44 protein-coding genes and 1 riboswitch are annotated in these 26,431 nt (G+C 57.3%); of the genes, 33 read left to right on the forward strand and 11 right to left on the reverse strand.

What is annotated here, in order from left to right:
• Positions 1-92: 92 nt before the first annotated feature.
• From rpsJ to IT895_RS00920, 30 genes are all read left to right on the forward strand, one after another.
• Positions 93-404, forward strand: a complete 312-nt coding sequence (rpsJ, locus tag IT895_RS00775; RefSeq protein WP_009098983.1) for a 30S ribosomal protein S10 — start codon at positions 93-95, stop codon at positions 402-404.
• A gap of 152 nt (positions 405-556) precedes the next feature.
• A complete protein-coding gene (rplC, locus tag IT895_RS00780) occupies positions 557-1,195 on the forward strand; it encodes a 50S ribosomal protein L3 (protein WP_066318578.1) in 639 nt (212 codons plus the stop codon).
• A gap of 15 nt (positions 1,196-1,210) precedes the next feature.
• Entirely contained in the window at positions 1,211-1,816 is a 606-nt protein-coding gene (rplD, locus tag IT895_RS00785) for a 50S ribosomal protein L4 (protein WP_066318576.1), read from the forward strand.
• A complete protein-coding gene (gene rplW, locus IT895_RS00790; RefSeq protein ID WP_199284443.1) occupies positions 1,813-2,109 on the forward strand; it encodes a 50S ribosomal protein L23 in 297 nt (98 codons plus the stop codon). The genes rplD and rplW overlap by 4 nt, the downstream gene beginning before the upstream one ends.
• Positions 2,110-2,126: 17 nt before the next feature.
• On the forward strand, positions 2,127-2,957 hold the full coding sequence (rplB, locus tag IT895_RS00795; protein WP_085917616.1) for a 50S ribosomal protein L2: 831 nt from the start codon (positions 2,127-2,129) through the stop codon (positions 2,955-2,957).
• 33 nt (positions 2,958-2,990) lie between these two features.
• Positions 2,991-3,266, forward strand: coding sequence for a 30S ribosomal protein S19 (gene rpsS, locus IT895_RS00800; protein ID WP_027337511.1), 276 nt, complete (start codon positions 2,991-2,993; stop codon positions 3,264-3,266).
• An 18-nt stretch (positions 3,267-3,284) separates the two neighbouring features.
• On the forward strand, positions 3,285-3,617 hold the full coding sequence (gene rplV, locus IT895_RS00805) for a 50S ribosomal protein L22 (protein ID WP_027337512.1): 333 nt from the start codon (positions 3,285-3,287) through the stop codon (positions 3,615-3,617).
• 10 nt (positions 3,618-3,627) lie between these two features.
• On the forward strand, positions 3,628-4,332 hold the full coding sequence (rpsC, locus tag IT895_RS00810) for a 30S ribosomal protein S3 (RefSeq protein ID WP_066318566.1): 705 nt from the start codon (positions 3,628-3,630) through the stop codon (positions 4,330-4,332).
• 15 nt (positions 4,333-4,347) lie between these two features.
• Complete coding sequence (gene rplP / locus IT895_RS00815) at positions 4,348-4,761, forward strand: 50S ribosomal protein L16 (RefSeq protein WP_066318565.1); 414 nt, start codon at positions 4,348-4,350, stop codon at positions 4,759-4,761.
• Positions 4,761-4,952, forward strand: a complete 192-nt coding sequence (gene rpmC, locus IT895_RS00820; RefSeq protein WP_066318563.1) for a 50S ribosomal protein L29 — start codon at positions 4,761-4,763, stop codon at positions 4,950-4,952. The genes rplP and rpmC overlap by 1 nt, the downstream gene beginning before the upstream one ends.
• A gap of 1 nt (position 4,953) precedes the next feature.
• Positions 4,954-5,214 carry a 30S ribosomal protein S17 gene (gene rpsQ / locus IT895_RS00825; RefSeq protein ID WP_066318561.1) on the forward strand — a complete coding sequence of 87 codons (261 nt, stop codon included), beginning with the start codon at positions 4,954-4,956 and terminating at the stop codon, positions 5,212-5,214.
• Positions 5,215-5,264: 50 nt separating this feature from the next.
• Positions 5,265-5,636, forward strand: a complete 372-nt coding sequence (gene rplN, locus IT895_RS00830) for a 50S ribosomal protein L14 (RefSeq protein ID WP_066318559.1) — start codon at positions 5,265-5,267, stop codon at positions 5,634-5,636.
• Positions 5,637-5,650: 14 nt separating this feature from the next.
• Entirely contained in the window at positions 5,651-5,965 is a 315-nt protein-coding gene (rplX, locus tag IT895_RS00835; protein ID WP_007111996.1) for a 50S ribosomal protein L24, read from the forward strand.
• A gap of 18 nt (positions 5,966-5,983) precedes the next feature.
• Entirely contained in the window at positions 5,984-6,523 is a 540-nt protein-coding gene (rplE, locus tag IT895_RS00840; protein ID WP_085917617.1) for a 50S ribosomal protein L5, read from the forward strand.
• Positions 6,524-6,533: 10 nt separating this feature from the next.
• Positions 6,534-6,839 carry a 30S ribosomal protein S14 gene (rpsN, locus tag IT895_RS00845; protein ID WP_066318556.1) on the forward strand — a complete coding sequence of 102 codons (306 nt, stop codon included), beginning with the start codon at positions 6,534-6,536 and terminating at the stop codon, positions 6,837-6,839.
• A 32-nt stretch (positions 6,840-6,871) separates the two neighbouring features.
• Positions 6,872-7,264 carry a 30S ribosomal protein S8 gene (rpsH, locus tag IT895_RS00850; protein WP_085917618.1) on the forward strand — a complete coding sequence of 131 codons (393 nt, stop codon included), beginning with the start codon at positions 6,872-6,874 and terminating at the stop codon, positions 7,262-7,264.
• Between the two features lie 9 nt (positions 7,265-7,273).
• Positions 7,274-7,804, forward strand: a complete 531-nt coding sequence (rplF, locus tag IT895_RS00855; RefSeq protein ID WP_085917619.1) for a 50S ribosomal protein L6 — start codon at positions 7,274-7,276, stop codon at positions 7,802-7,804.
• Between the two features lie 9 nt (positions 7,805-7,813).
• On the forward strand, positions 7,814-8,164 hold the full coding sequence (rplR, locus tag IT895_RS00860) for a 50S ribosomal protein L18 (RefSeq protein ID WP_066318549.1): 351 nt from the start codon (positions 7,814-7,816) through the stop codon (positions 8,162-8,164).
• A gap of 12 nt (positions 8,165-8,176) precedes the next feature.
• The gene (gene rpsE / locus IT895_RS00865; RefSeq protein ID WP_085917620.1) at positions 8,177-8,677 is read left to right on the forward strand and encodes a 30S ribosomal protein S5; all 501 of its coding nucleotides are present in this window, start codon (positions 8,177-8,179) and stop codon (positions 8,675-8,677) included.
• A 6-nt stretch (positions 8,678-8,683) separates the two neighbouring features.
• Positions 8,684-8,866, forward strand: coding sequence for a 50S ribosomal protein L30 (gene rpmD / locus IT895_RS00870; protein WP_066318538.1), 183 nt, complete (start codon positions 8,684-8,686; stop codon positions 8,864-8,866).
• A 3-nt stretch (positions 8,867-8,869) separates the two neighbouring features.
• A complete protein-coding gene (gene rplO, locus IT895_RS00875; protein ID WP_066318535.1) occupies positions 8,870-9,304 on the forward strand; it encodes a 50S ribosomal protein L15 in 435 nt (144 codons plus the stop codon).
• Positions 9,305-10,636, forward strand: coding sequence for a preprotein translocase subunit SecY (gene secY / locus IT895_RS00880; RefSeq protein ID WP_085917621.1), 1,332 nt, complete (start codon positions 9,305-9,307; stop codon positions 10,634-10,636).
• Between the two features lie 29 nt (positions 10,637-10,665).
• Positions 10,666-10,779, forward strand: a complete 114-nt coding sequence (gene rpmJ / locus IT895_RS00885; RefSeq protein ID WP_009099023.1) for a 50S ribosomal protein L36 — start codon at positions 10,666-10,668, stop codon at positions 10,777-10,779.
• A 123-nt stretch (positions 10,780-10,902) separates the two neighbouring features.
• Positions 10,903-11,259, forward strand: coding sequence for a 30S ribosomal protein S13 (gene rpsM / locus IT895_RS00890; RefSeq protein WP_085917622.1), 357 nt, complete (start codon positions 10,903-10,905; stop codon positions 11,257-11,259).
• Positions 11,260-11,298: 39 nt separating this feature from the next.
• Positions 11,299-11,685 (forward strand): 30S ribosomal protein S11, encoded by a 387-nt coding sequence (gene rpsK / locus IT895_RS00895; protein ID WP_027337525.1) that lies wholly within the window; start codon positions 11,299-11,301, stop codon positions 11,683-11,685.
• Between the two features lie 12 nt (positions 11,686-11,697).
• Positions 11,698-12,318: a 30S ribosomal protein S4 gene (gene rpsD / locus IT895_RS00900; RefSeq protein WP_085917623.1), complete on the forward strand. Its 621-nt coding sequence runs from the start codon at positions 11,698-11,700 to the stop codon at positions 12,316-12,318.
• A 98-nt stretch (positions 12,319-12,416) separates the two neighbouring features.
• Entirely contained in the window at positions 12,417-13,412 is a 996-nt protein-coding gene (locus IT895_RS00905) for a DNA-directed RNA polymerase subunit alpha (RefSeq protein ID WP_027337527.1), read from the forward strand.
• Positions 13,413-13,451: 39 nt separating this feature from the next.
• On the forward strand, positions 13,452-13,838 hold the full coding sequence (gene rplQ, locus IT895_RS00910; protein ID WP_199284444.1) for a 50S ribosomal protein L17: 387 nt from the start codon (positions 13,452-13,454) through the stop codon (positions 13,836-13,838).
• 159 nt (positions 13,839-13,997) lie between these two features.
• Complete coding sequence (locus IT895_RS00915) at positions 13,998-15,332, forward strand: D-alanyl-D-alanine carboxypeptidase (protein ID WP_199284445.1); 1,335 nt, start codon at positions 13,998-14,000, stop codon at positions 15,330-15,332.
• 259 nt (positions 15,333-15,591) lie between these two features.
• Positions 15,592-16,467, forward strand: coding sequence for a DMT family transporter (locus IT895_RS00920; RefSeq protein ID WP_233337322.1), 876 nt, complete (start codon positions 15,592-15,594; stop codon positions 16,465-16,467).
• Positions 16,468-16,476: 9 nt separating this feature from the next.
• On the opposite strand, the gene thiE is transcribed toward IT895_RS00920, so the two are convergent.
• The 4 genes from thiE to IT895_RS00940 all read right to left on the reverse strand — a co-directional run bounded on the left by thiE (position 16,477) and on the right by IT895_RS00940 (position 18,877).
• Complete coding sequence (gene thiE, locus IT895_RS00925) at positions 16,477-17,088, reverse strand: thiamine phosphate synthase (RefSeq protein WP_199284446.1); 612 nt, start codon at positions 17,086-17,088, stop codon at positions 16,477-16,479.
• On the reverse strand, positions 17,078-17,881 hold the full coding sequence (gene thiM, locus IT895_RS00930; protein WP_199284447.1) for a hydroxyethylthiazole kinase: 804 nt from the start codon (positions 17,879-17,881) through the stop codon (positions 17,078-17,080). Before thiM ends, thiE begins: the two co-directional genes overlap by 11 nt.
• A 24-nt stretch (positions 17,882-17,905) precedes the next feature.
• Positions 17,906-18,002, reverse strand: a riboswitch (TPP riboswitch).
• Between the two features lie 47 nt (positions 18,003-18,049).
• Positions 18,050-18,394 (reverse strand): hypothetical protein, encoded by a 345-nt coding sequence (locus tag IT895_RS00935; protein ID WP_085917628.1) that lies wholly within the window; start codon positions 18,392-18,394, stop codon positions 18,050-18,052.
• Positions 18,395-18,502: 108 nt separating this feature from the next.
• The gene (locus tag IT895_RS00940; RefSeq protein WP_085917629.1) at positions 18,503-18,877 is read right to left on the reverse strand and encodes a DUF2237 family protein; all 375 of its coding nucleotides are present in this window, start codon (positions 18,875-18,877) and stop codon (positions 18,503-18,505) included.
• Positions 18,878-19,089: 212 nt separating this feature from the next.
• Here IT895_RS00940 and gloA point away from each other — a divergent pair, with 212 nt between their 5' ends.
• Together gloA and IT895_RS00950 are read left to right on the forward strand one after the other, a co-directional pair.
• Complete coding sequence (gloA, locus tag IT895_RS00945; protein ID WP_085917630.1) at positions 19,090-19,623, forward strand: lactoylglutathione lyase; 534 nt, start codon at positions 19,090-19,092, stop codon at positions 19,621-19,623.
• Between the two features lies 1 nt (position 19,624).
• Positions 19,625-19,987 carry a DUF6164 family protein gene (locus tag IT895_RS00950; protein WP_085917631.1) on the forward strand — a complete coding sequence of 121 codons (363 nt, stop codon included), beginning with the start codon at positions 19,625-19,627 and terminating at the stop codon, positions 19,985-19,987.
• Here the strand turns inward: IT895_RS00950 and IT895_RS00955 are convergent.
• Together IT895_RS00955 and ampC are read right to left on the reverse strand one after the other, a co-directional pair.
• Positions 19,979-20,659, reverse strand: coding sequence for a cupin domain-containing protein (locus IT895_RS00955; protein ID WP_085917632.1), 681 nt, complete (start codon positions 20,657-20,659; stop codon positions 19,979-19,981). The genes IT895_RS00950 and IT895_RS00955 overlap by 9 nt on opposite strands.
• Before the next feature lie 87 nt (positions 20,660-20,746).
• Positions 20,747-21,910: a class C beta-lactamase gene (gene ampC, locus IT895_RS00960; protein ID WP_422823623.1), complete on the reverse strand. Its 1,164-nt coding sequence runs from the start codon at positions 21,908-21,910 to the stop codon at positions 20,747-20,749.
• A gap of 163 nt (positions 21,911-22,073) precedes the next feature.
• Between ampC and IT895_RS00965 the strand changes: the two genes are divergently transcribed.
• Positions 22,074-22,949, forward strand: coding sequence for a LysR family transcriptional regulator (locus IT895_RS00965; protein ID WP_085917634.1), 876 nt, complete (start codon positions 22,074-22,076; stop codon positions 22,947-22,949).
• A gap of 24 nt (positions 22,950-22,973) precedes the next feature.
• Here the strand turns inward: IT895_RS00965 and IT895_RS00970 are convergent, their stop codons facing one another.
• The 5 genes from IT895_RS00970 to IT895_RS00990 all read right to left on the reverse strand — a co-directional run bounded on the left by IT895_RS00970 (position 22,974) and on the right by IT895_RS00990 (position 26,389).
• Positions 22,974-24,047, reverse strand: a complete 1,074-nt coding sequence (locus tag IT895_RS00970) for a metal ABC transporter solute-binding protein, Zn/Mn family (RefSeq protein ID WP_199284449.1) — start codon at positions 24,045-24,047, stop codon at positions 22,974-22,976.
• A gap of 39 nt (positions 24,048-24,086) precedes the next feature.
• On the reverse strand, positions 24,087-24,977 hold the full coding sequence (locus tag IT895_RS00975; RefSeq protein ID WP_085917636.1) for a metal ABC transporter permease: 891 nt from the start codon (positions 24,975-24,977) through the stop codon (positions 24,087-24,089).
• Positions 24,961-25,695, reverse strand: coding sequence for a metal ABC transporter ATP-binding protein (locus tag IT895_RS00980; RefSeq protein WP_085917637.1), 735 nt, complete (start codon positions 25,693-25,695; stop codon positions 24,961-24,963). The genes IT895_RS00975 and IT895_RS00980 overlap by 17 nt, the downstream gene beginning before the upstream one ends.
• Positions 25,692-25,841, reverse strand: coding sequence for a hypothetical protein (locus tag IT895_RS00985; RefSeq protein ID WP_199284450.1), 150 nt, complete (start codon positions 25,839-25,841; stop codon positions 25,692-25,694). The genes IT895_RS00980 and IT895_RS00985 overlap by 4 nt, the downstream gene beginning before the upstream one ends.
• A 245-nt stretch (positions 25,842-26,086) precedes the next feature.
• Entirely contained in the window at positions 26,087-26,389 is a 303-nt protein-coding gene (locus IT895_RS00990; RefSeq protein WP_085917645.1) for a hypothetical protein, read from the reverse strand.
• Between the last annotated feature and the right edge of the window lie 42 nt (positions 26,390-26,431).

The raw sequence follows: 26,431 nt of genomic DNA on the forward strand, positions 1-26,431 counted from the left end.
TGACATGGGCTTTTGGCGTGCCTATAATGCGCATCCTTTGAATGCGTGGGTAGACGGCTCGCGCCGTCGACATCCATTGGAGTTTAGGGCAAATGCAGAACCAAAAGATTCGCATTCGGTTGAAAGCGTTCGACCATCGCCTGATCGATCAGTCCACAGCGGAGATTGTTGAAACCGCTAAGCGTACTGGTGCTCAGGTTCGTGGTCCGATTCCGCTGCCAACCAACCGCGAGCGCTACACCATTCTGATCTCGCCGCACGTCAACAAGGACGCGCGTGACCAGTATGAGATTCGTACGCACAAGCGTGTGCTCGACATTGTTGAGCCGACCGAGAAAACCGTTGATGCGCTGATGAAGCTCGATCTCGCCGCTGGCGTAGACGTGCAAATCAAGCTCGACTAATCACACTAGACACTTGCGGCCCAGCGCTCATTACGAAATAACCTTGAGCAGCAGCCGCCGCGTCGTGAGACGCCACACAATGTGCTAGTGGAATGCTCTGGAAAGGGCAGCCATAGCGGGTGATAGCCCCGTACACTATAGGAGAACTGAGAATGACTATCGGTTTAGTCGGTAAAAAGGCCGGGATGACTCGTGTCTTTACCGAAGACGGTGCATCAGTGCCCGTAACCGTTATTGAGGTTGATCCTAACCGTGTTACACGCGTTAAATCTGTCGAGTCTGACGGTTACGCGGCGGTTCAGGTAACAACCGGCTCTCGCAAGGCCAAACACCTCAGCAAAGCCCAGGCGGGTCAATTTGCCAAGGCGGGTGTTGAGGCTGGTCGTTCACTGATGGAGTTTCGTCTGGAAGATGGCGAAGAAGCTCCTGAAGTCGGCGGCGAACTCACCGTATCCCTCTTCGAAGCTGGTCAGATGATCGATGTGACCGGTACCTCCAAGGGTAAAGGTTTCCAGGGTGCCGTTAAGCGCTGGAACTTCCGTACCCAAGACAACAGCCATGGTAACTCGCTGTCGCATCGCGCGCCGGGTTCTATCGGTATGTGTCAGACCCCGGGTCGCGTTTTCAAAGGCAAAAAGATGGCCGGTCAAATGGGTAACGCCCGTTGCACCGTGCAGAGCCTAGAGATCGTCCGTGTCGACGCCGAGCGTAACCTGCTGCTGATCAAGGGCGCCGTGCCGGGTGCAACCGGTAGTGACGTTATCGTTCGCAGCGCCGTTAAAGCAGGCTGAAGGGGATAATTACCAATGAATCTGAATCTTGCTGCAGGCGCGGGTACCGTTGAAGTAGCCGACGCCACCTTTGGCAAAGAATTCAACGAAGCGCTGGTACACCAGGTCGTCACTGCCTATTTGGCTGGTGGTCGTCAGGGCACCCGTGCTCAAAAGAACCGTTCCGATGTTCGCGGTGGTGGTAAAAAGCCGTGGCGTCAGAAAGGGACTGGCCGTGCTCGTGCCGGTACCATCCGTTCGCCAATCTGGCGTAGCGGCGGTGTCACCTTCGCGGCGCGTCCGCAAGACTATACCCAGAAGGTGAACCGCAAGATGTATCGCGCCGCGATGCGCTCCATCTTGTCAGAGCTGGTACGTCAAGAGCGCCTGGTCGTGGTTGAAGAGTTCAACGTTGAAGCGCCGAAAACCAAGCAGGTCGCTGCCAAGCTGAAAGAGCTCAACCTTGAGAAAGTGTTGATCGTCACCGAAGACGTTGACGAAAAGCTCTATCTAGCCGCGCGCAACCTTCCTCACGTTGATGTGGTGGATGTTGCGGCCGCTGACCCGGTGAGCCTGGTTGCCTTTGATAAGGTCCTGGTCACCGTCTCCGCCCTGCGTAAATTCGAGGAGAAGCTGGCATGAACCAGGAACGCGTATTCAAGGTTCTGCTTGGACCGCACGTGACCGAGAAGGCCGCGATGGCTGCCGAGCGCAACCAGTACGTTTTTAAGGTGGCAACCGATGCTACCAAGCCCGAGATCAAGAAGGCCGTGGAAATACTTTTCGGCAAGAAGGTCGGTAGCGTTCAGGTACTGAACGTGAAGGGTAAAACCAAGCGTACTGCAAACGGCGTTGGCTTGCGTAAGGGTTACCGTAAAGCGTATGTAACCCTCGCTGCGGGTGAAACGCTCGAAGACTTCTCTGGCGCCGAATAAGGGCAGGAGTACGGATAATGGCAATCGTCAAGACCAAACCCACATCCGCCGGTCGTCGCCACGTCGTCAAGATCGTTGGCGAGGAACTGTACAAAGGCCGTGCCTATGCACCGCTTTTGGAAAAACAGTCCAAGTCCGGCGGCCGTAACAACTACGGTCGCATCACCACCCGCCACGTGGGCGGTGGTCACCGTCATCACTATCGGCTGATCGACTTCAAGCGCACCAAGGATGGCATTCCGGCCACCGTTGAGCGCCTGGAGCACGACCCGAACCGCAGTGCGCACATTGCGCTGCTGAAATACGCCGATGGCGAGCGTCGTTACATCATCGCACCGAAAGGTGTCAGCGCGGGTGACGTGCTGGAATCTGGTGTCAACGCGCCCATCAAGAAAGGCAATGCCTTGCCGCTGCGCAACATTCCGCTGGGTTCGACCGTTCACGGTATCGAACTGAAGCCGGGTAAAGGCGCGCAGATTGCTCGCAGTGCCGGTACTAGCGCTCAGCTGGTTGCGCGTGAAGGCAACTACGCCACCCTGCGTCTTCGCTCCGGCGAGATGCGCAAGGTGCTGGCTGAGTGCCGTGCGACCCTGGGCGAAGTGAGCAACTCCGAGCACAGCCTGCGTCAACTTGGCAAGGCCGGTGCGAAGCGCTGGAGAGGTGTGCGTCCGACTGTTCGCGGTGTCGCAATGAACCCGGTGGATCACCCGCACGGTGGTGGTGAAGGCCGCACCAGCGGTGGTCGTAACCCGGTCACTCCATGGGGTGTGCCGACCAAGGGTTATAAGACGCGTAAGAACAAGCGCACCGACAAGCTGATCGTACGTCGCCGCAAGGCTCGTAGCTGATCTAAATTGCCAAGACATTAAGAGGTAACGGCTGTGCCACGTTCACTAAAGAAAGGTCCTTTCATTGACCTTCATCTTTTGAAGAAGGTAGAGGCTGCAGTGGAAAAGAACGATCGCAAACCGATCAAGACCTGGTCGCGTCGTTCGATGATCCTGCCAAACATGGTGGGTCTGACCATCGCAGTCCATAATGGTCGCCAACACGTCCCGGTGCACGTCTCCGAGGAAATGGTTGGTCACAAGCTAGGCGAATTCGCTGCCACTCGCACTTATCGCGGGCACGTGGCGGACAAGAAAGCCAAACGGTAAGCCAAAGAGGATTGAGAGATGGAAGTCACAGCTAAGCTGCGTGGCGCCGGATTATCCGCCCAGAAGGCCCGTTTGGTGGCTGATCAGGTGCGCGGTAAACCTGTCGCCGAGGCACTCGACCTGCTGACCTTCTCACCGAAGAAGGCTGCCCAACTGGTCAAGAAAGTGCTTCAGTCCGCTATTGCAAACGCGGAAGAAAATAACGGCATGGACATTGACGAGCTGCGTGTCTCGACCATCTGCGTCGATGAGGGCATGACGCTCAAGCGTATCAAGCCGCGCGCCAAGGGGCGGGCGGATCGTATCTTGAAGCGCACCTGCCACATCACCGTCAAGGTAGCCGAGAAGTAGGAGTCGACCGATGGGTCAGAAAGTCAATCCAACAGGCATTCGACTGGGCATCGTCAAAGACCATGCTTCTGTCTGGTATGCCGAGCGCGGCGCATATGCCGATAAGCTCAATAACGATCTCGAAGTGCGAAGCTTCCTGGAGCAGCGTCTCAAAAACGCCTCCGTTAGCCGTATTCACATCGAGCGTCCGGCGAACAACGCCCGCATCACCATTCACACTGCCCGTCCGGGTATCGTGATTGGTAAAAAAGGTGAAGATGTCGACCGTCTGCGTCGCGATCTCACCGAGTTGATGGGTGTTCCTGTTCACGTGAACATCGAAGAAGTTCGCAAGCCGGAGCTGGATGCCAAGCTCGTCGCTGCTAACGTAGCGGGCCAGCTTGAGCGTCGTGTGATGTTCCGTCGTGCCATGAAGCGCGCGGTGCAAAATGCCATGCGTCTTGGCGCTGGCGGCATCAAGATTCAGCTGTCAGGTCGTCTGGGTGGTGCTGAAATCGCACGTACCGAATGGTACCGCGAAGGTCGTGTTCCGTTGCATACGTTGCGTGCGGACATTGACTACGCCACTTACGAAGCTCACACCACCTATGGCGTTATCGGCGTCAAAGTGTGGATCTTCAAGGGTGAAATCCTCGGCGGTATCGAGGAAGTTCGTGCCAAGGCTAAGCAACAGCAGCCTTCCGGCAACGCGCCCAAGAAGAAAGGTTCCAGGTAAGGGGAGAGCGAGTCGATGTTACAGCCCAAGCGTATGAAATTCCGCAAGATGCAGAAAGGCCGCAACCGTGGCCTGGCGCATCGCGGAAGCAAGATCAGCTTCGGGGAGTACGGTCTGAAAGCTACCGGTCGTGGTCGCGTTACTGCGCGCCAGATCGAAGCCGGCCGTCGTGCGATCACACGTCACGTTAAACGTGGCGGTAAGATTTGGATCCGCGTTTTCCCTGACAAGCCGATTTCCAAAAAGCCGCTCGAAGTTCGTATGGGTAAAGGTAAAGGCTCCGTCGAATACTGGGTAGCCCAGATCCAGCCGGGTCGGGTCCTGTATGAAATCGAAGGTGTGCCTGAAGAGCTCGCTCGTGAAGCGTTTGAGCTTGCCGCACAGAAAATGCCCATATCCACCACCTTTGCGAAACGGACGGTGATGTGATGAAAGCCCAGGAAATTCGTGAAAAGTCCGCAGGAGAGCTCCATGAGCAGCTCCTCGAACTCCTCCGCGAGCAGTTCAACCTGCGCATGCAGAAGGCCACCGGCCAACTGAGCCAGACTCATCTGCTCAAGCAGGTCCGTCGGGATATTGCCCGTGTGAAGACTGTGCTCAACGAGAAGGCAGGTGACTGAGATGGCCGAAGAGAAAAAAGCACGTACGCTCACCGGCAAGGTGGTGAGCGACAAGATGGATAAGTCCATCGTCGTAATGATCGAGCGTCGTGAGCGTCACCCGATCTACGGAAAATACGTTAAGCGCTCCACCAAGCTGCACGCCCATGATGAGGCGAACCAGGCTAAGGCAGGCGATACGGTTTCCATTGAGGAGTGCCGTCCGCTTTCCAAGAAGAAAGCCTGGGCGCTAATCGAGGTGGTCGAGCAGGCCAAGGGGTAACCCATGAACCTGCTTAACCAGTGCAGTCAGATTAGGTTTGGAGAAAACCGATGATTCAGACTCAGACAATGCTGGATGTCGCCGACAACAGCGGAGCGCGCCGGGTGCAGTGCATCAAGGTGTTGGGCGGTTCACACCGTCGTTACGCTCGCATTGGTGACATCATCAAGGTAACGGTGAAGGAAGCCATTCCGCGTGGCAAGGTCAAGAAAGGCCAGGTCATGAAAGCGGTTGTGGTCCGGACCCGTAGTGGCGTCCGTCGTAACGACGGTTCGCTGATCCGTTTCGATGGAAATGCGGCGGTTTTGTTGAATAACACCAACGAACAGCCAGTCGGTACTCGTATTTTCGGGCCGGTCACTCGTGAGCTTCGTAACGAGAAGTTCATGAAGATCATTTCCTTAGCGCCTGAAGTGCTGTAAGGAGCGAGGCGGATATGCAAAAAATCAAACGTGACGATGAAGTCATCGTCATCGCCGGGAAGGATAAGGGCAAGCGTGGCACCGTTAAGCGGGTACTAGAAAACCGTTTCTTGGTGTCCGGTGTGAACATGATTAAACGTCACACCAAGCCAAATCCCATGGCGGGAAATCAGGGCGGTATCGTCGAGCGTGAGGCTCCGATTCACGCGTCCAACGTAGCCATCTTCAATTCGGAGACCGGTAAGGCGGATCGCGTCGGCTTCCAAGTGAAGGAAGACGGTACCAAGGTACGTATCTACAAGTCGACGCAGACGCAGATCGACGCCTAACGCGAGTCGGGTAGCAAAATGGCGAACTTGAAAGAACGTTATCAAAACGAGGTCGTAGCACAGCTCAAAGAGCAGTTCAGCTACGCCAACGTAATGCAGGTACCCCGCATCACGAAAGTGACGCTTAATATGGGTATCGGCGATGCGGTCAGCGATAAAAAGCTGATCGACAATGCCATCGGCGACCTGGAGATGTTGTCCGGTCAAAAGCCGCTGGTGACCAAGGCACGCAAGTCCATCGCGGGCTTCAAGGTGCGTGAAGGTTGGCCGATCGGTATCAAGGTAACACTGCGCGCTGAGCGTATGTGGGACTTTCTGGACCGTCTGGTCAACATCGCGATTCCTCGCGTGCGTGACTTCCGTGGTCTCAACCCGAAGTCCTTCGACGGTCGCGGCAACTACTCCATGGGTGTGCGTGAACAGATCATCTTCCCGGAGATCGAGTATGATAAGATCGATCGTATCCGTGGGTTGGACGTCACTATCACCACTACCGCCAACACCGACGAGGAAGGTCGCGCGCTACTAACCGCGCTGAACTTCCCGTTCAAGAAATAAGGGTTGGATCATGGCTAAAAAAAGCATGGTAGAGCGTGAGCTAAAGCGCACCAAGCTGGTCGAGAAGTATGCGGCCAAGCGCGCTGAGCTCAAGGCAATCATCGTAGATGTGAACGCTTCTGAGGAAGATCGCTTCGAGGCGACGCTGAAGCTGCAGCAACTGCCGCGCGACTCAAGCCCGGTACGTCAGCGTAATCGCTGCCGTGTCACAGGCCGTCCGCACGGTTTTTACAACAAGTTCGGCCTCGGCCGTAACAAGCTGCGTGAAGCCGCCATGCGTGGCGACGTTCCTGGTCTGAAAAAGTCCAGTTGGTAACGCCACGTAGAATCATCAGGAGCGCACATTAAATGAGCATGCAAGACACTCTGGCGGATATGTTTACCCGTATCCGCAATGCGCAGATGGCCACCAAGGAGACGGTCACCATGCCGTCTTCCAAGTTGAAAGTGGAAGTGGCCCGCGTGCTGAAAGAAGAGGGCTACATCACCGATTTCACGGTGGCTGAAAGCACCAAGCCCGAATTAACCGTGACTCTCAAGTACTTTGAGGGCAAGCCGGTTATCGACCATATCCAGCGGGTTTCCAAGCCGTCTTTGCGCCGTTACATGGGCAAGGACAACCTGCCTAAGGTCGCCGACGGTCTGGGTATTGCGATCGTTACCACCTCCAATGGGGTGATGACCGATCGTGCTGCTCGCCAGGCGGGTGTTGGTGGCGAAGTCATCTGCACCGTATTCTAGGAGGCTGGAATGTCCCGCATAGCGAAATATCCGGTTAAAGTGCCTGCCGGCGTTGAGATCAAAATCGATGCCGACCAGCTGACCGCCAAGGGCGGCCAGGGCACGCTGTCAATGACCATTCACCACGATGTGGTAGTGGCTCAAGAAGATGGCCAGCTGACCTTCGCCCCGAGTGAATCTGCCAAGAGCTGGGCAATGGCCGGTACAACCCGCGCCTTGGTTCAGAACCTGGTGACGGGCGTATCCGAGGGTTTTACACGAACTCTCGAAATTGTTGGCGTCGGTTATCGTGCCCAAGTTAAGGGCCAGACGCTCAATCTTTCACTGGGCTTCTCGCACCCGGTCGACTACGAACTGCCTGAAGGTGTCTCAGCGGAAACGCCGAAAAACACCGTGATCGTGCTGAAAAGCGCGGACAAGCAGCAGCTCGGTCAGTGCGCCGCGGAAATCCGCGCCTTCCGTCCCCCCGAGCCGTATAAAGGCAAGGGTGTTCGGTACGCCGACGAGCAGGTGCGTCGCAAAGAAGCCAAGAAGAAGTAAGGCAGGGTTATGAACGCGAAGAAAGAATCTCGTCTCCGTCGTGCCCGCCGTGCTCGCGCCAAGATCCGCGAGCTGGGCGTGTATCGCCTGTGCGTCAACCGTACCCCGCGTCACATCTATGCGCAGATTATCTCGCCGGATGGTGGCAAAGTGTTGGCTAGCGCATCTACGCTGGACAAAGCACTGCGCGAGGGTGCGACTGGTAACTCGGAAGCCGCTACGAAAGTCGGCGAACTGATTGCCGAACGCGCTAAAGAAGCAGGCATCACCCAGGTGGCCTTCGACCGTGCTGGCTTTAAGTATCACGGTCGCGTCAAGGCTCTGGCCGACGCCGCGCGTGAAGGCGGCCTGGAATTCTAAAGGGTTTTTACGATGGCGAAGAACGAACAGCAAAGCGGTGATCTGCAGGAAAAACTTGTGCAGGTCAACCGCGTCGCCAAGGTGGTCAAAGGTGGTCGTATTTTCGGCTTCACCGCACTGACCGTCGTTGGTGATGGTAAAGGTCGTGTTGGTTTCGGTCGTGGTAAGGCGCGTGAAGTGCCGATCGCGATTCAGAAAGCCATGGACCAAGCTCGTCGCAACATGGTCAAGGTCAACCTTTCAGGCCATACGCTGCAATACCCGGTTAAAGCCCGTCACGGTGCTTCCAAGGTATACATGCAGCCAGCCTCTGAAGGTACCGGCATTATCGCCGGTGGCGCCATGCGCTCTGTATTGGAGCTCGCTGGTGTCCATGACGTACTGGCCAAGTGCTACGGTTCCACTAACCCGGTTAACGTGGTGCGAGCGACTGTTAAAGGTCTCGCTTCCATGCAAGCACCGGATGACGTGGCCGCCAAGCGCGGCCTGTCTGTCGAAGCGATCACGGGGTAAGGCACCATGGCAGCAACGATCAAGGTTACCCAGATCCGCAGCACCATCGGCGTTCAGCCCAGGCACAAGGCGACTATCAACGGCCTGGGTCTGCGTCGCATCGGTCATTCGGTTGAGCTGGAAGACACCCCTGCCGTACGCGGCATGATCCACAAGGTTAACTACCTTGTGCGCGTTGAGGGAGAGTAATCCATGAAACTCAATACCTTGAGCCCGGCAGCGGGCTCTAAACACGCTGCAAAGCGCGTTGGTCGTGGTATCGGTTCCGGTCTGGGCAAGACCGGTGGCCGAGGCCACAAAGGTCAGAAAGCACGCAGCGGTGGCAGCGTCAAGCCAGGTTTCGAAGGCGGTCAGATGCCGTTGCAGCGTCGTCTGCCGAAATTTGGTTTCACCTCGGCCAAGTCGATGGTCTCGGAAGAGGTTCGCCTGGCTGAGCTGGCCCAAGTGGCCGGCGAAGAGGTGACACTCGAGACGCTGAAGCAGGCAAACGTGCTGAAGGATGCAACGCTACACGCGAAGATCATCCTTTCTGGCGAACTGAAAAAAGCGGTTACCGTTCGCGGCATCAAGGTCACCAAAGGTGCCCGTGAAGCGATCGAAGCCGCTGGCGGCAAGGTAGAGGACTAAATGGCCAAGTCAGGAAACATGCCGGCGATGGGCAGCGGTCTGAGTGAACTGTGGGCGCGTTTGCGCTTCGTGCTCCTCGCCATCGTGGTGTACCGTATTGGTGCCCACATTCCCGTTCCCGGTATCAATCCTGACCAGCTTGCTGCCTTGTTCAGGGAGCAACAGGGCACCATTCTGGGCATGTTCAACATGTTCTCGGGTGGTGCGCTGGAGCGCATGAGTGTCCTCGCCCTGGGCATAATGCCCTATATTTCGGCGTCGATTATCATGCAGCTGATGACTGCGGTCTCTCCCCATCTTGAACAGCTCAAGAAGGAAGGTGAGGCCGGCCGCCGCAAGATTAGCCAGTACACCCGCTACGGTACGGTGCTACTGGCGTTTATTCAGGCTGTCGGTATGTCTGTCGGTCTGGCTAGCCAGGGTATCGCGTACACCGCTGACTTCAGCTTCTATTTTACCGCCGTGATTACGTTCGTATCGGGTGCGGTATTCATGATGTGGCTAGGTGAGCAAATTACCGAGAAAGGCATTGGCAACGGTATTTCGTTGCTGATCTTTGCCGGTATTGTGGCTGGGCTGCCCAGTGCGGCAGGTCAGGCGTTTGAATTGGCTCGCAACGAAGGGGCCTGGAACGTACTGCCACTGTTAGCGCTATCGGCACTGGGTATCGCGACTGTTGCGTTCGTGGTGTTCATTGAACGCGGTCAACGCCGCCTTAAAGTGAATTACCCGCGGCGCCAGGTCGGCAACAAGATGTATGCAGGGCAAAGCAGCTACCTGCCATTGAAAGTGAACATGGCGGGGGTCATTCCAGCCATTTTCGCCTCCAGTATCCTGCTCTTCCCGGCTTCAATCGGCCAATGGGTGGGTTCAGGTGATGGCATGGAGTGGTTGCAGCGTGCCTCGCAAGCATTAGGTCCCGGCCAACCGCTTTACATCTTGCTTTTTGGGGCGGCAGTGGTATTCTTCTGCTTCTTTTACACAGCGCTGGTCTTCAACCCCAAGGACGTAGCTGACAATCTGAAAAAGTCAGGTGCATTCCTGCCGGGTATTCGTCCTGGCGAGCAGACCGCTCGCTATATTGACAAGGTCATGACGCGTTTAACGTTGTTTGGTGCCTTGTACATCACTGCGGTTTCCTTGATGCCCCAGTTCCTGATCGTAGCGTGGAACGTACCGTTCTTCTTTGGTGGTACCTCGCTTCTGATCGTGGTCGTGGTCATCATGGACTTCATGGCCCAGGTGCAATCGCATCTCATGTCGCATCAATATGACTCAGTGATGAAGAAGTCCAACCTGAAAGGCTACGGTAGTGGCGGCATCATGCGCTAAGGCGCCTGCCGTCCGTATTGGAGAGAACGATGAAAGTTCGAGCTTCCGTAAAGAAAATGTGCCGTAACTGCAAGATTATTCGTCGCAATGGCGCAGTCCGCGTCATCTGCATCGAACCGCGGCACAAGCAGCGCCAGGGTTAATTTCCTGGTCTGTATTAAGCGGGTGCCGGCATACCCCTTGCCTTCGGGTGTACAAAGGGGGTATGCTGTTGCGCCTTTTAAAGATGATTAACGAGCAAGCCGCTCAAATTTCGGAGTAAGCTGATGGCCCGTATTGCAGGCGTCAATATCCCGGACAACAAGCATGCGGCGATCTCGCTGACCTATATCTTCGGGATTGGCCGTACACGTGCAGAGCACATCTGTGTTGCTGCCGGTATCGCGCCGACTGCCAAGATCCAGGACCTGTCTTCTGAAGAAGTCGACACCCTGCGTTCTGAAGTTGGTAAGTACACCGTAGAGGGCGACCTTCGTCGTGATGTCACGCTTAACATTAAGCGTCTCATGGACTTAGGTTGTTTCCGTGGTCTGCGTCATCGTCGTAGTCTTCCGCTGCGTGGTCAGCGGACTAAGACTAACGCGCGTACCCGTAAGGGCCCGCGTAAGCCGATCCGCAAATAACACGCACGTTCTGGCGTAAAGACAGGAATAGACATCAACATGGCTAACCCGCGTAGTAACCGTAAAAAGGTTAAAAAGCAGGTAGTGGATGCCGTAGCGCATATCCATGCCTCTTTTAACAACACGATCGTGACGATCACAGACCGCCAGGGCAACGCTCTGTCATGGGCGACTGCCGGTGGTTCGGGTTTTCGTGGTTCTCGCAAGAGCACCCCGTTCGCTGCTCAAGTGGCAAGTGAACGTGCAGCAACTGCTGCAGCCGAGTATGGTGTGAAAAACGTAGACGTGCTGGTCAAAGGCCCAGGTCCCGGTCGTGAATCCGCCGTGCGCGCACTGAATGCCGCCGGCTTCCGCGTGCAAAGCATTATCGACGCGACGCCCATCCCCCATAATGGCTGCCGTCCGCCGAAGAAACGCCGCGTTTAAGGAGACAGATTCATGGCTCGTTATATTGGACCGAAGTGCAAACTGTCTCGTCGTGAAGGCACCGACCTCTTTTTGAAGAGTGGTGTGACTCCCTTCGAGAAAAAGTGTAAATCCGAGCAGATTCCGGGTGTACACGGCCAGCGCCGTCAACGTCTTTCAGACTACGGCTTGCAGCTTCGCGAGAAGCAAAAAGTACGTCGTATGTACGGCGTACTCGAAAAACAGTTCCGTAACTACTACAAAGAAGCCGCTCGCCTGAAAGGCGCGACCGGCGAAGTATTGTTGCAGTTGCTCGAATCCCGACTGGATAACGTCGTCTACCGTATGGGCTTCGGCTCGACTCGCTCTGAAGCGCGTCAGCTGGTCAGCCACAAGGCGATTAGCGTGAACGGTCGCAGCGTTAACATAGCTTCCTATCAAGTGAAGCCGGGCGACGTTGTTTCCATTCGCGAAAAGGCGAAGAACCAGGCTCGCATTCAAAACGCGTTGTCCATTGCGGCCAACCGTGGTGATGTGGCGTGGATCGAAACCGACGCCAAGAAGATGGAAGGCACTTTCAAGGCTCTGCCTGAACGCGGTGACCTGTCTGCCGACATCAACGAAAACCTGATCGTCGAGCTGTACTCCAAGTAAGCAGTTTTCTGTTTCTTGTCGACCTGGTGCCGGTTTAAGGCCAGCACCAGGTCGTACCGAGTACCAAGTATCCGTTTGGCAGCCTGAAAGGTGTTCATATGCAGCGTTCAGTGACAGAGTTTCTCCGTCCTCGTGACATCAAGGTCGAAGAAATCAGCGCACATCATGCCAAGATCGTACTCGAACCGTTCGAGCGCGGCTTTGGCCACACCCTGGGGAATGCACTGCGTCGCATTCTGCTTTCATCCATGCCCGGCTGTGCCGTGGTAGAGGCTGAGATTGCGGGTGTCGAGCACGAATATAGTGCTCTCGAAGGGGTGCAGGAAGATGTCATTGAAATCCTCCTGAACTTGAAAGATGTTGCGATCAAGATGCACAGCCGCGATGAGGCGGTGCTCTCGCTGAACAAGCAGGGCCCAGCCGTCGTCACCGCTGGCGACATTGCACTTGATCATAGCGTCGAAATCGTCAACCCGGACCACGTCATTGCACACGTCAATGAAGGTGCCGAGCTGAAGATTCAGCTTAAGGTAGCACTGGGTCGTGGCTACGAACCGGCTGACGCTCGTGGCTCTGATGAAGAGTCCCGTGCCATTGGCCGCCTGCAGCTGGATGCTACCTTCAGCCCTGTCCGCCGAGTTTCCTATGCGGTCGAAGCTGCTCGTGTCGAACAGCGGACCGACCTCGATAAGCTGATTATCGATCTGGAAACCGACGGTACTCTGGATCCGGAAGAGGCTATCCGCCGCAGTGCGACCATCCTGCAAGAGCAGCTGGCCGCCTTCGTCGACCTGGAAGCAGATAAAGAGCAGGAAGTCGAAGAGGAAGAGGATCACGTTGATCCGATCCTATTGCGCCCCGTAGACGATCTTGAGTTGACCGTTCGCAGCGCGAACTGCCTGAAAGCCGAGAATATCTATTATATCGGTGATCTGATTCAGCGCACTGAAGTTGAGCTGTTGAAGACCCCGAACCTCGGTAAAAAGTCCTTGAATGAAATCAAGGATGTATTGGCGGCGCGCGGCTTGTCCCTCGGCATGCGGTTGGAAAATTGGCCGCCGGCTAGCCTGAAGGACGACAAGGCCTCCGCGTGAGTGTCGACTCGAGTCCCAGTTTGGTAAGGAATTACAACCATGCGTCATCGTAAGAGTGGTCGTCATCTGAATCGTACCAGCTCGCATCGGCAGGCCATGTTCAAGAACATGTCTGTCTCGCTGGTCGAACATGAAGTTATCAAGACAACCCTGCCCAAAGCCAAGGAGCTGCGTCGCGTCATCGAGCCGCTGATCACCTTGTCTAAGCAGGATAGCGTTGCCAACCGCCGTTTGGCATTTGCCCGCACGCGCTCCAAAGAAGCCGTCGGCAAACTGTTCAACGAGTTGGGTCCGCGTTACGCCGAGCGTCCGGGCGGTTATGTCCGTATTCTCAAGTGCGGTTATCGTACCGGCGACAATGCGCCCATGGCATTCGTTGAGCTTGTCGATCGTCCGGTGATTGAAGAGGCCGTTGCAGAAGAGTAATTCCCTTTTGCTACACCTCGTCAACGCCAAAACCGACCCCTTGTGGGTCGGTTTTTTTATGGTGCCGATTAGCCAGTTCAACGTATATACTCAATGCATTAGCCTGAAGTAAAGGCCACTATCACGGCGCTGTTATAAAACAAAATGTCAGGGGGACGTATGATAGCGAGACAATGTCGGCGAGCCGTATCCATCAGAGCGGTATCGTTGTTGATAGGGGTATTGTTCATTGTCATGGCTCTACCCCTGCAAGCGGCTAACCCACGCTATGCGGGGATGGTCGTCGACCTCGATCAAGGTGAAGTACTGTATTCGGAAAATGCGGATGCTCGCCGTTACCCTGCCTCGCTGACCAAGGTCATGACCCTCTATCTGGCCTTTGAAGCGCTAGAAGAAGGGCGATTGCAGCTGGACCAACCGCTGCCGGTGTCGTCCCAGGCGGCGTCCATGCCTGCAACAAAGTTATGGCTTTCCCCCGGCAGCTCGATTCTGGTCGATGAAGCAATTCGTGCGCTCGCTGTCCGCTCGGCCAATGACGTAGCGGTCGTCATGGCAGAGGCGTTGGGGGGTAGCGAACGTCGCTTTGCCCAGTTGATGACGGAAAAAGCCCGCGAACTGGGAATGCGCCATACCACCTTCCGCAATGCCTCGGGGCTTCCCGATGATCGGCAGGTCACCACGGCGCGCGACATGGTCACGCTTGCGGTACGTGTAATGCGGGATTTCCCCGAGTACTATCACTATTTTGGTCTTCAGGCGTTCACTTACCGCGGCACTCGGCACACCAGTCACAACCGACTGGTACGTGACTACCCCGGGGCCGATGGCTTGAAAACCGGTTTTATACGCGCTTCAGGCTTCAACGTGATTACCACGGCCAAGCGCGGTGACCGGCGCTTGATGGCTATTGTGATGGGCGGATTTACCGCTCAGTCCCGGGATAAGCACATGGCAAATCTGCTGGATCGGGGCTTTGCCCGTGCAGCCCTCCTTGATAAGTCGAACTGGCTGGCCGACCTTGAATTTTCTGAAGAATACATGGCCTTTTCCCCAGCACCTTCTCATACGCCCGCGCCGTCGCCGACGCCAACACCCGCACCGGTCGAATCTTCACCCGTTGTCGCGTCTTACTCGCCTGAAACAGCTCCATTTGAACCGCCGGGCGTGGCAGCACAAGCTCCAGAACCACGAACGGATCCCTTGCAGGCCTTTATCGACCGCGAGCGCGCTATGGCATCCCGTGCCGCAGGTGGCTGGGGTATTCAAGTAGGCGCTTTCAGTCAGGAAGATCAAGCCCAGCGCTATGCACGTGAAGCTGCCGCGTACTTGCCACGTGACCTCGATGGTCAAGTGGCGATAGACGACACCTCCGTAGGTCAGAACCCGATATTTCGTGCCCGGCTGATGGCGCTGGAAGAACAACAGGCACATCAGGCATGCGAACAGCTGCGCTCGCGGGGAATGGACTGTATGGTCGTTAACGCCAGCCTGTAGCATTGAAAAGAGCCCAAAACCCCGCCAAAGGCTCTTTGGCGGGGTTTTTACTTTTCAGATCATCAATTCGAGCTAGCAGCCTGTCGGACTTAACACTGATCTACTGCGAATCCCGGTATTTTGGCCAACTTTATTCGATCGATTTCGTTAAATAGCGCGCTATTCGCCTCAATCGATCGATAAATTTGGCTCAAAATCCGTGCTTCTCGCGACGATCGGTCAAGCCCGACAGGCTGCTAGGAAATAAAAGGAGACGGCGGTGACGACGTCGCTGAAAGGCATACTTTGCATGTGTACGGGGGTGCTGTTCCTGGCACTGGGGGACGCCGTCTCCAAGTGGCTAGGCGAGGTGCACTCACCACTGCAGATCATCTTCTTTAGGGCGCTGATCTCGCTACCGCTGATTGCCCTGCTTGCCCACTTTGCTGGCGGCTTGCGCAAGTTACGGACCCGGCGACCGGGGGTGCACCTGCTACGCGGCTTGATCTATACCGCTACCATGGTCTGTTTCGTATGGGGTTTGACGCTATTACCGCTGGCTGAAGCCACGGCGATAGCCTTTGTCGCGCCGCTGTTTGTCACCGTGCTGTCGGTGCCGTTGCTGGGAGAACGTATTGAACCTCCGGTGCTTATTGCCTCACTGTTGGGGTTTGTCGGAGTGCTGATTATTGTTCGCCCTAACAGTGATGCCTTTCAACTGGGCGCCGTGGTGTTGGTGGGAGCGGCGCTGTTCTATGCCCTGATGATGATTACCGCACGCCGCTACGGGGGCCGTGAGCACCTTTGGGCGATGCTTTTCTACATGACCTCTGTGCCCTTGGTGGTGACGGGGCTGACCTTGCCTTGGGTTTGGCAGACGCCGCTGCCCTGGCACTGGCTGGGCTTTTTGGCGTCTGGCGTTCTGGGGGTAGGTGCGACGGCGTTTATTACCCTGGCATTTCGCTTCGCTCCCGCGGCGATAGCCGCCCCGTTTGATTACACCGCCATGCTCTGGGCAGTGCTGCTCGGCTGGTGGTTCTGGGGCGAACTGCCGGACCTCTGGGTATGGGTGGGCAGTGCCTTGATCATGGCGAGCGGCCTGGCGATTGCCTATCACGACCGTCGAACGACGTTAAAGCGGCGCCCAACGGCCTAGTACCGACTCTTAACGCCGGAAGGCGCGAGCCGCTGCCTCAGGGTCGGGCTGCCCGCAAATCGCCGAGATGACCGCTAGCCCGTCAGCGCCTGCCCGCCGTATCGCGCTCACGTGGCTGGCATTCAGCCCGCCGATGGCCACGCTGGGTATCGGGCAATCCTTGATCAAGGAGGCGAGACCGCCAAAGCCAATCGGTTGGGCGTGATCCGCTTTGCTGGGGGTGGCAAAGATCGGCCCGATGCCGACGTAGTCAAGCTGATCAATGGGCGCGTCATGCAGTTGCTCAACGGTGTTGATCGAGAGCCCCAATATGGCCTTTGGCCCCATCCCAGCCCGGGCCTGGCGAACCGTCGCATCGCTCTGACCCACATGCAGCCCATCGGCCTGACTGGCAAGTGCCACCTCAAGGCGGTCGTTGATGATCAACGCCACCCCAGTGCCTGCCAGCAGGGCTTTCAAACGTCGTGCCTGGTCGATCATCTGTGCATCGCTTGCCTGCTTGTCGCGCAGTTGCACCATGCTGACGCCGCCGCGGACCGCCTCGCTGACGGTATGCTCAAGACCATGGTGCTGGCAAAGGGTCGCGTCGGTGACCAGATAGAGCGACAGATCAAAGGGCATCGCTGACCTCCCGCTGGGCAAAGCGGTTAAGCTCATCAGGTGTCAGTTGGTAAAGCGCGTCCAACAAGGCAACGTAAAAGCTGCCGGGCCCCCTGGCAGCCTTGCCAGCACGCTCCCCGGCTGCCGCAAAGCACGCCACGGCGGCACTGCTGGCATTCAACGGCGCGTCCGGATTGGTGGCGACAAACGCGGCGACCAGGGCGCTAAGCCCACAGCCCAAGGTCGTGACGCGGGGCATCAAAGGGTGGCCGCCATTGATCGAGTAGCAGACTCGTCCGTCGGTGACCCTGTCCCGCTCACCGGTCATGGCCACAATACACTGTTGCCGCTCGGCAAGTGCCATGGCGGCCGTTATGGCATCGTCGGTAGACGCGGTGGCATCAACCCCCCTGCCCTGGTGGGCCAGCCCATTGAGCGACAGTATTTCAGAGGCGTTGCCACGGATGACGCTGGGCTTAAGGGCTAACAGGTCGGCACAGACCGTCTGGCGATAACGGGTCGCACCGACGGCGACGGGATCCAGTACCCAGGGCGTGCTGTGCTCGCGAGCCGTGCGCGCGGCAAGCAGCATGGCTTCCGCCCAGGGTGATGAAAGCGTCCCGATGTTGACCGACAGTGCATCGGCAAGCGCGGCGAACTCAGCGACTTCCTGGGTGGCATGCAGCATGGCAGGTGACGCCCCGGTGGCCAGCAGCAGATTGGCGGTGCTGTTCATCGCGACATAATTGGTGATGCAGTGAATAAGCGGGGTGGTATCGCGCAGCGTCATCAAGCTGTCGCCAAATGTGGTCATGAAATCCTCCCGGCAGGGAGGTGGTGACAGGGCACCACGACTCCCTACGCCGGTATTAGCCGGTTCAGGTTATAAGGGTGCTTCTCAGCCCGTTCAGTGACGAGCGCCCCTGTCGTGATCATACTATCCGTGCCTTAGGTGGGTCTGTAAAGCGTTGGATAGGCTCGTTTAACGAAACGAGATGCGTGTTCCGTAGGTGAGCATTTCATCGGGCGTCATGGCTTTCCCCTCAACACCGATCATTTCGTCGCCGCACTGATCGGCAAAGGTAAGCACGCCATGGGTCAAGCCCAATTCACCCAGAGTATCGCGGATTTCGCCAGTGCCCAGGAAGGTGCTGACGTGCCCTTGGGCATTGGATAAATCAGAAACCCCGTTGGCATGGTGAAAGCGCACCTTATAGATGCCATCCATTGATTCAACTTCCACAATCGGCGAGAAGCCGTTGCGGAGCGCCTGGGAAAGCTGCTTCAAGGTGATGTGATCGCCAAGGGTCATATCGATCGAGGTCATGACCTACTCCTGTTGGATACCCTTCCGGTGGGGATCAACTGATGGGGTGTATAAAATTTATAATGGAAGTGTAGGATGTTTGCACAGAATATCCAAGACGCAACCCTATCAATGCACGGCATCCAGGGCGTGTTGGCGCAAGGTTTCGAGGCCGATGATGTCGAGGGTTTTCTGGTTAGTGGCGGATAAGACGACAGGGGGCGCCAAGCCCACCTCGGCGGCTTCCAGCCAGCGTGATGCGCACAGGCACCAACGGTCACCGGGCCGCAGGCCAGGAAAGCCAAATTCAGGCCGCGGCGTTACCAGGTCGTTACCTTGTGCCAGTGAAAAGGCCAGAAACTCCTCCGTCAGCATGGCGCACACAGAGTGGACGCCCATATCATCCGCCCCCACGCGACAGAATCCATCGCGGTAAAAGCCGGTTTTGGGGTCATGGCAGCACGGGGTGAGCGGTTCACCCAGGACATTGAGATCGCGGGCCATAAGGCCTCCTTAGCGCAAGGACTGGTATTTTGTCAGACTGCCCTCATGATGAAATGACAGACAACTATCATTCTGGTGCGCCATGAGGGCGAGTCACGATGGTTGGTAAAGGCTGTTGGTAACAGATAGTTGGTACAGACAGTTGCTGAAGACTGCCAGCCAGGACTCTACAGCCTTGTACAAAGTAACCGAAACGTCAAAGGAGATAGTGCATGTCATTTCAAGGTGAGCAGCATCCAGGGGTTGCCCCGACGCCCAAGCAAACTCAGGGATTCCGTTTGAACCACACCATGTTGCGGGTCAAGGACCCCGAGCGTGCGCTGGCGTTTTATTCACAGGTGTTTGGTATGCAAGTGATGCGTCGACTTGATTTTGAAGAAATGCAATTTTCACTCTACTTTCTGGCTAATCTGGAAGACGGTGATCAGGTCCCTGAAGAGACGCAGGCAAGAACCGCCTGGACGTTTAGTCAAAAGGGACTTTTAGAGCTGACCCACAACTGGGGCACAGAAAACCAGAACGGCTTTGCCTACCACGATGGCAACGCCGAGCCCCAGGGGTTTGGCCATATCTGCTTTAGCGTGCCCGATCTGGCGGCGGCCCAGGCGTGGTTCGACGAGCACGACGTCACCTTCGTCAAGCGTGCCGATCAGGGAAAGATGCAAGACGTGATTTTCGTCAAAGACCCGGACGGCTACTGGATTGAAGTGATTCAAGCGGACCTGATGGCCGGCAAGGGCGACTAGCATGGCGCATTTGCTGTTTCGCCTGCGCCATGTGACCGACGAAGAGGCCATGGAAGTCCGCCAGTTGCTCGATGCCCATGGCCTGGATACTTACGAGACACAGGCTGGTTTCTTCCGGTTGGGCGTGGATGCCATCTGGCTGCGTGACCTAAGTCAACTTGAGGATGCCAACGCGCTACTGGCCGAGTATCAGGCCGAGCGCCAGGCGCGGGCCAGGCAAGAACACAACGAAGCCCTCGCACGGGGTGATGCACCCACCTTATGGCAGCGTTTTAGTGCCCACCCCGTGCAAATCACGCTGGTGGGCGTGGCCATCTTATTGCTGGTGGCGTTAACGCTGCTGCCCTTTCTGGCCCTAGGCTGAATCGTCCTGCACCGGCGGTAGGTGGCCGCGCTTGAGGTACATCTGCACGCCACTTTCCCCGGCAGTGAGGGTCAGCGCCATGCCGCTGGGGTAGCGGCACCAGCTACCAGCGGTGTATTCCCGGTCGCCGTCGCTCAAGGCGCCCTCCAGCACGAAAAACTCCAGCCCGCCGGTCAGCACCGGATACTCAATGGCCTGGCCAGCCTCCCAGTGTTCCAGGCTGACCCGCTCCTGTTTGAAGGTGTGCAGCATCTTGTAGCTGATGCCGGGGCGACGGTCCGGCTGCCAGGGCAGGCGGTGGGCGGGGACGGCAAGCTGTAGCTCATCGTTCTGGTCGAACTGGTGCAGCTTGACCAGTATCAGCGCGCCCTCATCGCCAATTTGCGGCGTGTGGGCGGTACCGATGGGGTTTCTCAAGTAGCTACCGGCGGCATAGCGACCATACTCGTCGGCAAACACACCCTCCAGCACTAAAATCTCTTCGCCACCACCGTGGATATGCGGGTCAAACTGGCTATTCGGCGCGTAGCGCACGAGGCTGGTGGCGCGCGCGACTTCGTCGCCAATACGGTCAAGCATCATCCGTTCGACGCCAGCACTGGGCGAGGCCACCCAGCGGTAATCTTCCGGTGTCACACAGGCAAAGCGGGTAAAGTCGGCGTTTAAACGCATGGGGCTGACTCTTGCAGGCAAAGGAAGTGGTGCTAGTCTCCTTATCGACAGCGAAAAATGCAACTTTCACTGACACTGTTCCTGCACTCAGTGCCCGTCGGTCAACGCGGTAAGGAGTTGATGAGCCACCTTGATGCGCGCCTGATTGGGGTAATTACGGTTTGCCAGCATCACGATACCGATCTGCTCGCTGGGCACAAAGACCACATAGCCGCCAAAGCCATTGGTGGAGCCCGTCTTGTTGTAGAGCGCCTGCTGCCTGGGGGGCTGTGGTGGGCTTAAGCGGCTGACGGGGTTGGCGTCGAGTATCATCTCAAGCGAGTTGCCCTGGACAAGCTTATCAAGGGGGACCGGGTAGGCGTAGCTTTCCCAGCCCAGCCCCTGGGTCATGTTGCCGACTTCAAAGTAACCGGCGCGCGTAGTCGCCATGGCCTGGCTGAGTGATCCATCAAGCCCGGCACCGTCCATATTCGCTTCTACAAACGCCAGTACGTCTGCCGCGGTCGATTTCAAACCGTAGGCCTGGGCATCCAGCATGCCCGGGTTCACCCTGATCGGCTCGTCGTCTTGAGAGTAACCGTAGGCGTAATGCGGCTGTTGCGGGTCAGGTACCTGGTAATAGCTGTTCTCAAGGCCCAGCGGTGTGAGCAGGTCTTCCTGCATCAGCGTCTCGAACCGCTTGCCAAGGCGTTGCGCGGCAAGATAACCGAACAGGCCCATACTCGGGTTGGAGTAGAGCCGGTGGCTACCGGGCGGTGATTCAGGCTGCCACTGGCGATAATAGTCCACCATCGCCGCTTCATCTTGTACCGCTTCCGGAAACTGGAGAGGCAGCTCACCTGCCGTGTAGGTACCCAGTTCCAGCAGGGTGATCTCATCGAAAGCGCTGCCTTCAAGGGCCGGCAAGTGCTGGCTGGCCGAATCAGTAAGCGACAGGTCGCCATTGGATGCCGCATAAGCCGCAAGCGTAGCGGTGAACACCTTGCTGATGGACCCAAGCTCGAACAGCGTCTCTTCGGTGACCGGCGTTTCTGCTTCCAGGTCGGCAACGCCATAATTAAAGTAATACGGCTGGCCGTTGATGCTCAGCGCAACGGACATCCCGGGAATACGATACTCGGCCATGAGCGGGGCGATCGTGTCGTTGACCAGCGCCTCGATGTTTGCGTTATCAACGTCTTCCAATGCCCAGGCAGTGCTGCCAATCAGAAGAGAACCTGTCATGATAAGGCCGGTTTTTGCTGCTAACATCCTGCACATACATGGCTCCTGTTGCAGTGGCAAGGTGAGTGTCAGTTGGCCGGGCGTAATCGCCCGCCGGTGCGAGCGTGAAAGTCGCTAATATAGGGTGAGCGGGTGAGTACGACAAACAGCGATATTTTGCCCAAGCCATTAGAAAAATTAGGGGGTCTGGATGGCGCGTTCTTATCTGCCGCTAAACGCGTTGCGCGCCTTTGAGGCGTCGGCGCGGCATTTGAGTTTTACCCAGGCAGCGGATGAGCTCTGCGTTACCCAGGCGGCCGTTAGCCACCAGGTCAAGCTGCTTGAAAGTCATTTGAAGGTACCGCTATTTAAACGTCTGCCCCGAGGGCTGATGTTGACGCAAGAAGGCGAGCGCTTGTTGCCGGTGCTGAACAGTGCCTTTGACCAGATGGGGCATACCCTAGACCGGATAGGCGAGAGCGGTTACCGGGAAGTGATACATGTGGGCGTAGTGGGGACCTTTGCCGTCGGCTGGCTATTGCCACGTCTGGATGATTTTCAGCAGCAGTACCCGTTTATCGACCTGCGCCTTTCCACTCATAACAATCGCGCCGAGCTGGCCGCCGAGGGCCTCGACTTTGCGATCCGCTTTGGTAGCGGGGCTTGGCACGGTACCGCCGCGCAGCCCTTGATGCCAGCGTCGCTATCGGTAATGTGCATTCCAGAGATTGCTGCCCGGCTCAACACGCCAGCCGATGTGCTGGGCGAGACATGGCTACGTTCCTATCGTGCTGATGAGTGGACCGAGTGGCTATTGGCGGCGGGGTTGCCCAGCAGCTATCCGATGTCGAAAAGCATCGTTTTCGACTCATCCATCGCCATGGTGGAAGCGGCCTTGCAAGGGGCGGGAGTGGCGTTGGCGCCACCCCTGATGTTCCCCCGTCAACTGAGCAGTGGCGCACTGGTTCAGCCGTTTAACACCGCCGTCAGTTTGGGCGGCTACTGGCTGACGCGCCTGCAGACACGCACCGAAACCCACGCCATGACGTGTTTCCGAGCATGGCTGCTCAAGGCAGCCAAGGCCTGAGCAGCGCTTTTAGGTCCGGTTCGATTAGTGGCTATGCTCGCTGTGGTCGTGAGAATGATCGTAATCTTCGTGGTCAGTCTCTTCATGACCGGGTTTGGCTAACGCATCGTGGAGCGTTTTGGCATTGTGACGCATCATGCCTAAGTAAGTACTTGCTTCGCCCTCGCTGCTAAGCGCATCGGCGTATAGTGTGCCAGCCACGCTCAGACCGGTTTCTTCCGCTAACTGATCAAGTACCGACTGATTGGTCATGTTTTCGTGGAACAGCGCCTCGACGTTCTCTTCTTCAATAACATCGATGAGCTCGGCCATGCTGGCGCCGCTCGGGTCGGCTTCCGTGGACAGCCCTACCGGTGACAGGAAACGCACGCCGTAGGCATTGGCAAAGTAGCCAAACGAATCGTGGCCGGTAATCACGCTGGTAGAATCAGGAATTTCTTCGATCAGCGCGCGGATTTCTTCATCAGCCGTTCGGATATCGGTCAGATAGCGCTCGGCATTGGCCTGATAAGCCTCGCGATTGTCGCCATCGGCTTCGATCAATCCATCGCGGATGTTCTCGACGTAGGTTTCCGCGCGGACCAGATCCTGCCAGGCGTGGGGGTCGTCATCGCCATGGGCGTGTTCGGCGTTGTCGCCGGGACCATCGTGGCCCTGAGCATCATGACCGTGCTCGTCGTGATCACCATGACCATGTTCGTCGTGGCCATGCTCATCGTGCTCATGCTCGTCGTGATCATCTTGACCTGCCTGGGCCAGTGGTTTGATGCCTTGGGTCGAGGTGACCAACGCGCCGGTGTAATCGCTGGCGTCGATCAAGCGCTCCATCCAGCCTTCAAACAGTAGCCCGTTGAACACCACCAGGTCCGCATCGGCCAGCGCTCGCGCGTCACCTGGGCTCGGGCTATACATGTGCGCATCACCGTCTGGGCCGACCAGCGAGGTCACGTCCACGTGCTCGCCGCCGACCTGCTCGACCATGTCGGCAAGAATCGAAAAGCTGGTGACCACTTGCACGCGTTCAGACGCCACGGCGGCGGGTAGCGCCAGCAGCGCAGACACGCCAACCAGCCAGCGGGAGAAAGGTAACGGCGACATAAAGGCTCCTTGTAAAGGTGAACGGGCAAGGCCCGATGATCAAGCGCTTGGCTCGGCCGAGAGGGGCGCGGTTTTGCGCCGCCAGCGGGCTGCCAAGCTGTGATAGCGACCGAAAAGGGCAGAGAGCAGATAGCCAATGCCGGCCAGCAGAATGATGCTCGGCCCGGACGGAATATCGAGATGGAACGACAGCAGTAGCCCGCCGGTACTGGAAATCATGGCAAGCGACACGGCAATGCCGATCAACCCCTCCAGGCGCTTGCTCCAGAACCGTGCCGAGGTGGCGGGCAGCATCATCAAGCCTACTGCCATCAGTGTCCCCAGGGTCTGAAACCCGGCGGTCAGGTTGAGCACCAGCAGGCCCAGAAACACGCTGTGTACCCAGCCGCTTCGGCGGCTCTGGCCGCGCAGGAACAGCGGGTCCAGGCATTCCACTACCAGGGCGCGGAAAATCACCGCCAGAGTCAGCACGATCAGCGTGCTCATCCCAGCGATCAGTAGCAGTGCGGTGGAGTTGATCGCCAGAATGGAGCCGAACAGCACGTGGGTGAGGTCGACACTGCTACCGCCGATCGAAATCAGCATAACGCCCGCCGCCAGCGAAATAATGAAAAAGCTGGCCATGGCAGCGTCTTCGCGCTGGCCGCCCATTTTGGACACGGCCCCGGCAAGCAATGCCACCATGACACCAAACAGCACGCCGCCGATGCTCATCACCGGCAGCGAAAACCCGGCCAGCAGAAAGCCCAGCGCCACCCCCGGCAGAATCGCGTGGGCCATGGCATCGCCAATCAGGCTCATGCCACGTAGTACCAGGAACACCCCCAGCGTAGGTGCCGCCAGTGACAGCGCCAGACCGCCGACCACCGCGCGGCGCATAAAGCCGTAATCGAAAGGCGCGATAATCCAGGCATCAAGCAGAGCCAGCATGTCGACCTCCCACGGTGAACGGCACCACTTCTGCCGGGGCGTGTTGGTGCGTCAGGGCGCCGGGCGATACCCAGCGACCGTGACCGCCGTTGAGCATCAATACCTCGTCGGCCAGGCGGCGCAGGTGGTCCATATCGTGCAGCACCAGAATCAGGGTGGCCCCGTCATCGGCCATCTGGCGCAGGATGCGGATCAGGATATCCACCGTCTCGCTATCCACGTTGGCAAACGGCTCGTCGAGTAGTAACAGCTCGGCTTCCTGCATCAGCGTACGGCCAATCAAGGCGCGCTGGCGCTGGCCGCCGGAAAGCTCGCCCAGCGGGCGGTGCGCCAGATGAGAAATGCCCAGCCGCGCCATGATCTCGCGGCCCTTGCGGTAATGCGACGCACAGTAGCCTTTCAGCGCCCCATGGCTCGGCCAGCTGCCGGTCATGACCAGCTCTTCCACGCTCATCGGAAAGGTCAGATCCAACGCCAGCTGTTGGGGCAGCCAGGCGCGGCGTTCTTTCGGCACGGTGCACACCACCTTGCCGCTGATCGGGCGTAGCTCACCCATGATGGCTTGAATCAGCGTGCTTTTGCCCGAGCCATTAGCCCCAATCAAGGCGGTAATCGCGCCAGGCTGAAAGTCGCCTTCCACATGCTCAAGCACCGTGCGGTGCCCCTGAGCCAAATGCAGGTTGTGCAGTTGCAGGCGTGATAGTGAGCGCTGACTCATGATGTCCACCCGTTGGCCCACAGCACCATCAACCAAAGCACCAGCAGCGGTACCGTTACCGACAGCAACCGCCGTACCGCCGACAGCGACATCAGCGAAAAATGACAAGGGCCTTCCCTGTTGTGGCGATGCGAATGCTCACTCATTAAAGCCGACCTCGTGAATAATCGAATAGGTTATAACATAACGATGGCAAAGCCAAAAATTTGCCGCTTATTTTACGCGCTCAGCGGCACAGGGCAACGCTAATCATGCAGTCTTGCACTTAAAGCGTGCCGCATAAATGTGAGTGAAAGCTGAGGGAATCTAGGAAAAATATAGAAAGCGCCGAAAGACCTAATAACCCCCCGTCGATAACGAGGGATATCTTGGAGGACGTCTCACACTGTTATTATTCCTCCGGACTCGGCTCCATAGCACGCTTGTCGTCAGGGAGACGGACGATGTCGCCTTTGTGGAGCTTGCCGTGGCTGTCCAGGCGCTGGCCCTGGGGGCCAATGATCGCTACCACCGGGCCGATGCTGACCGCTTCGTCTTCCTGGTAGCTTTGCACGTCGACTCGAACCGAACAGCCCTGGTAGCGGGCGGAGATGATATCACCGGTATGCGGTCTGGCGTCGTGGTTGGGATCCTGGGCGTAATGGTGCGCAACGCTGGCGCTGCCTGGCATATCCCATTCAATGTGCCGATGCATAGAAAACTCCTTCTTCGTGGTGCGTTGCAAGCAACAAAGATA

The organism is Halomonas sp. A40-4 (genome assembly GCF_015767635.1).
Taxonomy (GTDB): domain Bacteria; phylum Pseudomonadota; class Gammaproteobacteria; order Pseudomonadales; family Halomonadaceae; genus Vreelandella; species Vreelandella janggokensis.